A 5,710-nucleotide genomic window follows, 5' to 3' on the forward strand; every position below is an offset into this window, starting at 1 on the left:
GTAAAGAAGGTTGAAGGGACCGTATACCAGCCCTGCGCGGCTTTCGATATATCCGTGGCGCAGCAGGCACCAGAGGGACTCCACCACAACGCCTGCAAAACTGCCAATGAAGCAGACCAGCAGCAGCTTATATGCGTTGATGCCCTGGGCAAAATAATCGGGCTGCCGCTCTTCCAAATCAATCGTGCCGTTTGCCGGCGGATTGGGCAGATACCATTTGCGGTTGCGGCTTTTCTGCATATCATTGTAGCGGGCGCTCAGCTCATCTTCCATGGACATTGTTCGCTGATGCGCCTGCTTCAGGTTGCTGTTGACCTGCCTGAGCAGCTCAAGCTGCGCCTGAATTTCGGTATTCAAATTGGGATTGGCCTGCTTGGAAAGCGGCTCGGTGGCGATGCTGCAATAGCTGTTTTCAAGCTCTGCTTCCGCGGTTTCTACAGCGGAACACAGCTCGTTCGTTGCGCGCAAAAGCGTATCCTGCGCCGGATACGGCGTGCAATCCAGGGAAACGCCGGACTGGCCGGCAGAGGAAAGATCGCGCATAAGAAGTTCCTTTCTCAGAAATTCGGCTTTTGAGACAAGCATGTATCACTTGTTGCCATAATAGCACAGAAAAGGCATAAAAGCAACGCTGTGTGAAGAAGCTTCCCATGCTGCCGAAAAGCAAAAGGCTCGTCCGGACGAAGAAAATTGTGCCGTCAGGCGCATAGATTGGCTGCGGCGGGGCACACTGAAGCAATGGTTTGCGCACAAAAATGCGCCGCGGCCGGAAGGGAAAGGGATTATGATGAAGCACTTTATCACAGAGGATTTTTTACTGACGGACGAGCCATCCCGCAGGCTGTATCACGAATATGCGGAGAAAATGCCGGTTTTTGACTATCATTGCCATCTGAACCCAAAGGAAATTTATGAGGACAGGCGCTTTTCCGATATTGGCGAAATCTGGCTGGCAGGCGACCACTACAAATGGCGGCTGATGCGGGCCTGCGGGGTGGAGGAGCGGTATATCACCGGAGACGCGTCCTATCGGGAGAAATTTGAGCGGTTTGCCGCAATCCTGCCGCGGCTGATCGGCAATCCGCTGTATCATTGGTCGCAATTGGAGCTCAAACGTTTTTTCGGTATTGATACGCTGCTGGATGCGCGGACTGCGGACGATATCTGGCACAGCGCCAACGCGGTTTTGCAGAGCGAACAGGGCTCGGCGCGCGCGCTCATCCGGCGCAGCGGCGTGCGTGCGCTGTGTACGACGGATGATCCGGCGGATGATCTGCGGTACCACAGGCTGCTGGCAGAAGACGCATCTTTTTCAGTGCGCGTCCTGCCGACGTTCCGTCCCGACCGTGCGCTGCAGCCGGAGCAGGCAGATTTTGCCGATTATGCGCGCCGTCTGGGCGAAACGGCGGGCGTATCCGTGCAAACGATGGATGACTGGAAGACGGCGCTGCAAAAGCGCGTCCGGTATTTTGCGCAGGCCGGATGCCGCGCATCCGATCATTCCTTCGGCTCGCCCGATTTTACCGTCTGGAATGAAAAAGACGCGGAGCGGGCGCTGAAAAGCGCGCTTGCGGGCGAGAGACCGACCGACACGGAACTGGCGGCGTATCGCTCGGCAATGATGGACTTTCTGGGCGGACTGTACAGCGAGAACGGTATGGCCATGCAGCTGCATCTGGGCGCGCAGCGCAATATGAGCGCCAGGCTGATGCAGACCGTCGGCGCAGATGCAGGCGGCGACGCCATTGGCGATACGATTGTCGCCGCTTCGGTCGCGGCGCTGCTGGACCGGCTGCAAAAACGCGGCAGACTGCCCCGCACCGTGCTGTATCCGCTCAATGCGTGCGATAACGATAAGCTGATCGCCGCCGCAGGCAGTTTTCAGGATGCGGAGTGCCCGGGCAAAATACAGCTTGGCCCGGCGTGGTGGTTTAACGATCATTTTGACGGCATGACCGCGCAGCTGCGGTCGCTGGCCAATATCGGCGTACTCAGCGGCTTTATCGGCATGCTGACCGACAGCCGGTCCTTTTTGTCTTACCCGCGCCACGAATATTTCCGGCGTGTGCTGTGCGGACTGGTTGGCGGCTGGATGGCGCGCGGCATGGCGCCTGCGGATTACAGCGTGACGGGAAAAATGGTGGAGGACATCTGTTTCCGCAACGCCTGGTCCTATTTCCGGATGGATGCATGAGCGGAAAAAAGCGGGTATGGAAAGGAGAAACGCGATGAGCAAACGGAAAGCGGCCGGCGCGCTGACAGCGCTGCTGGCGGTATCCATGCTGACGGGCTGCACTGCGGCCGCCGGCGAAATCATCCGCATTGGGCATAACCAGTCGACAGGCCACCCGACGCATATTGCCCTGACGGCGTTTGAACGGTTTATCGAGCAGCAACTGGGCGAAAAGTATGATGTGGAGGTTTATCCAAGCGAGCTGCTCGGCTCACAGAACGAGATGGTGCAGCTGACGCAGACGGGTGCGATTCATTTCTGCGTGGCGTCCAATTCGCTGCTGGAGACGTTCAGCCCGGGGTATTCGCTGTTTAATTTGCCGTACCTGTTTGCCTCGGCGGAAGCATACCATGCCGCGATGGATGACGAGGGGATCACCGGACCGATTTTCACTTCGACCAGACAGGCGGGCTTTGCAGCCGTGACATGGATTGACGCGGGCGCGCGCAGCTTTTATACCGTATCCCGCCCGATTGAAACGCCGGCCGACCTCAAGGGGCTGAAAATCCGCACGCAGCAGTCGCCCACCAATGTGGAGATGATGCGCCTGCTGGGCGGGTCGGCTACGCCGATGGGATTTGGCGAGGTATATACCGCGCTGCAGGCCCGCGTGATTGACGGCGCGGAAAACAATGAAATGGCGCTGACCGACAACGGCCACGGCGACGTGTGCAAATATTATTCCTACGATATGCACCAGATGATTCCGGATATTCTGATTGGCAACACCGCCTTTCTGGACGGCCTGCCCGCAGAGGACCGCCTGATATTTGAGGAAGGGTTTGCGCTGGTCAACACCGTGGAGCGCGCAGAGTGGAGCCGCGCTGTGGAGCAGGCCAAAAAGAAGGCGCAGCAGGAGCAGGGCGTGCAGTTTCTTTATCCGGATACGGCGCCGTTCCAGCAGGCGTGCGCGCCGCTGCATCACTCCATGCTGGAGGCGCAGCCTGAACTGGAGCCAATTTACGAGGCCATTCAGGCATATAACGCGCTGTATCCGTCAAGTGCCCGGCAAGGAGGAGAGGACGAATGAAAACGCTGCGCAAATTTATTAGCCGCGGGCTGGAAGCGCTTGCGGGGACAAGCTTTCTCATCATGGTGGCGCTGACCTGCTGGCAGGTATTTACCCGCTATGTGCTGGGCAGGCCGTCCACCTGGTCGGAAGAAATGGTTTCTTACCTGTTCGCCTGGGCAAGCCTGCTGGGGGCGTCGCTGGTGACGGCGGGCCGCGGGCACATGAATATTCCCATTGTGGTGGAGCACATGAAGCCGGCCGCGCGCAAAGCGTTTGCAATCCTCGGTGAGGCAACCGCTTTTCTGTTTTCGGCGGTGATTTTGGGATACGGCGGCGTAAAAATTGCGGCGCTCGCCATGGGGCAGGCGACTTCTTCGCTGGGGGTGCCGGTGGGCGTTTTTTATACGGTGCTGCCGCTGACCGGCGGACTGAATATGCTGTATACCATACTGAATATTGCGGATATCTGTAAGCAGGAAAAAGGAGCGTGAGAGTATGGCGATGCAATCGCTGCTGATCATCCTGGTTGTGCTGGCGGCGCTGCTGATTTTGGGCGTACCGATTGCCTATGCGATCGGCATTTCCGCGCTGGCTGCAATTTTGCAGACAGTGCCGCTGGACGTATCGGTCGTCACCGGCGCGCAGCGCATTTTTGTGGGCATGAGCAAGTTCAGCCTGACGGCCATTCCGTTTTTTATTCTTGCGGGCAACCTGATGAACCAAGGCGGCATTGCAAAACGGCTGGTCGATTTTGTGATGGCGCTGCTGGGCAGAACACCCGGCGCGCTGCTGGTGACAAACATCGGCGCGAACGCGCTGTTCGGTGCGATTTCCGGTTCGGCCGCAGCCGCAGCCGCCGCGGTTGGCAGCATGGTGGAGCAGGGGGAACGGGAGCAGGGATATGACCCTGCGCTGTGCGCGGCGACAAACGGGGCCTCTGCGCCCGCAGGGCTGCTGATTCCGCCGTCCAACGCGCTCATCACCTATTCGCTTGCCGCGGGCGGCGTTTCGGTTGCAGGCCTGTTTCTGGCAGGATATGTGCCCGGCGTTATCTGGACGCTGGCCTGCATGGCCGCGGCGGTATTTTTTGCATTCCGCAAGGGTTACAGGGGAACGCGGGGAGGTTTTGACTGGAAAAACCTTGGTATGTGTACGCTGCGGGCGCTGCCGTCGCTGTCGCTGATTGTGGTTGTGATCGGCGGCATTGTCGGCGGCGTGTTCACCGCTACCGAGGGTTCGGCAATCGCGGTGGTATATGCACTGGTGCTCGGTCTGTGCTATCGGAATATTACGCTGCGCTCGTTTTGGAATATTGTGGTGGAAAGCACCCGAATGAGCGGCATGATTGTGTTTCTGATCGGCGTATCCAATATTCTGGGATGGGTTATGGCGTTTACGCAGATTCCGCAGGCCATCTCGGCTGCGCTGCTTGGCCTGACCAGCAGCCCCGTTGTGATTCTGCTGATTATGAATGTCATTTTGCTGATTGCAGGAACTTTTATGGATGTAACGCCTGCCATTTTGATTTTCACGCCGCTGTTTTTGCCGGTGGTTCGGAGTTTTGGCATGGACCCGATTCAGTTCGGCCTGATTCTGGTGTATAATTTATGTATCGGCAACATTACGCCGCCTGTCGGCAATACGCTGTTTGTGGCAATTAAAGTGGGAAGATCTTCTCTTTCCGGCGTAATGCCCTATATGCTGGGGTATTACCTGGTGATTTTGCTGGGACTGCTGCTGCTCACCTATGTGCCGGTGGTCAGCCTGGGGCTGCCGCGGCTGGCCGGACTGCTTTGAAAGACAGCGATTTCATGCCATGGAATAAGGCAAGGGTGCGCTTTTAAGCGCACCCTTTTTGCTGGGAAGGAAAACCGTATTATAAAAGAAATCGTAAGGGATTAACCGTTCATTTGAGGCGGCTGCATTTGAGAAGAAAAAGGCTGCTTTTCACTGCCGGACGGCATTGTGGGGGATCTACGGCCTGCGGACTGTGTGTCAAATGCAGGATTGAACGCATAATAGTTTTTGGCGTCCAGATTGTCCTGTACAACGCGCAGCGCGTCGCCGAAGCGCTGGAAATGCACAATTTCGCGTTCGCGAAGGAATTTGAGCGGTTCGCGCACGTCGGGGTCGTCGATCAAACGCAGCAGATTGTCATAGGTGGTGCGGGCCTTTTGTTCGGCCGCCATATCCTCAAACAAATCGGTGATGGGGTCGCCCTTAGACTGGAAGGTCATTGCGCTCCACGGTGTGCCTGAGGCAAACTGCGGGTAAATGCCAGTGGTATGGTCGATAAAGTAGGCGTCAAAGCCGCCCTCCTTGATTTGCTCGGGCGTCAGGTTGCGGGTCAGCTGATAGACAATGGCAGAGATCATCTCCATGTGGGCAAGTTCCTCTGTTCCTATATCTGTATCGAAAATGCACATCAGAAACCTATTGAAAATACTGCATTTTAAGGCTGATAC

General features: G+C 57.0%; 5 protein-coding genes and 1 pseudogene. 4 read left to right on the forward strand and 2 right to left on the reverse strand.

Annotated features, from left to right (window positions below):
- Positions 1 to 543 (reverse strand): annotated as a pseudogene (locus ACOYIE_RS08675) (hypothetical protein); the annotation flags it as partial.
- 241 nt (positions 544 to 784) lie between these two features.
- Here ACOYIE_RS08675 and uxaC point away from each other — a divergent pair.
- Genes uxaC through ACOYIE_RS08695 form a run of 4 tightly spaced genes read left to right on the forward strand, consistent with a single transcriptional unit; the run spans position 785 to position 5,042 of the window.
- Positions 785 to 2,194, forward strand: coding sequence for a glucuronate isomerase (gene uxaC, locus ACOYIE_RS08680; protein WP_433412361.1), 1,410 nt, complete (start codon positions 785 to 787; stop codon positions 2,192 to 2,194).
- A 34-nt stretch (positions 2,195 to 2,228) separates the two neighbouring features.
- Positions 2,229 to 3,263, forward strand: coding sequence for a TRAP transporter substrate-binding protein (locus ACOYIE_RS08685; protein WP_433412363.1), 1,035 nt, complete (start codon positions 2,229 to 2,231; stop codon positions 3,261 to 3,263).
- Complete coding sequence (locus tag ACOYIE_RS08690; protein WP_433412365.1) at positions 3,260 to 3,736, forward strand: TRAP transporter small permease; 477 nt, start codon at positions 3,260 to 3,262, stop codon at positions 3,734 to 3,736. The genes ACOYIE_RS08685 and ACOYIE_RS08690 overlap by 4 nt, the downstream gene beginning before the upstream one ends.
- A 4-nt stretch (positions 3,737 to 3,740) precedes the next feature.
- Positions 3,741 to 5,042, forward strand: coding sequence for a TRAP transporter large permease (locus ACOYIE_RS08695; RefSeq protein WP_433412367.1), 1,302 nt, complete (start codon positions 3,741 to 3,743; stop codon positions 5,040 to 5,042).
- 101 nt (positions 5,043 to 5,143) lie between these two features.
- Here ACOYIE_RS08695 and ACOYIE_RS08700 read toward each other — a convergent pair.
- Positions 5,144 to 5,710, reverse strand: a 567-nt coding sequence (locus ACOYIE_RS08700; protein ID WP_433412369.1) for a manganese catalase family protein, incomplete at its 5' end; no start/stop codon positions are given.

Source organism: Agathobaculum sp., assembly GCF_050946325.1.
Taxonomy (GTDB): domain Bacteria; phylum Bacillota; class Clostridia; order Oscillospirales; family Butyricicoccaceae; genus Agathobaculum.

Coding starts and splice junctions, on each gene's coding strand:
- uxaC (WP_433412361.1), top strand. CDS start 785: ATGATGAAGCACTTTATCACAGAGGATTTTTTACTGACGGACGAGCCA.
- ACOYIE_RS08695 (WP_433412367.1), top strand. CDS start 3,741: ATGGCGATGCAATCGCTGCTGATCATCCTGGTTGTGCTGGCGGCGCTG.
- ACOYIE_RS08690 (WP_433412365.1), top strand. CDS start 3,260: ATGAAAACGCTGCGCAAATTTATTAGCCGCGGGCTGGAAGCGCTTGCG.
- ACOYIE_RS08685 (WP_433412363.1), top strand. CDS start 2,229: ATGAGCAAACGGAAAGCGGCCGGCGCGCTGACAGCGCTGCTGGCGGTA.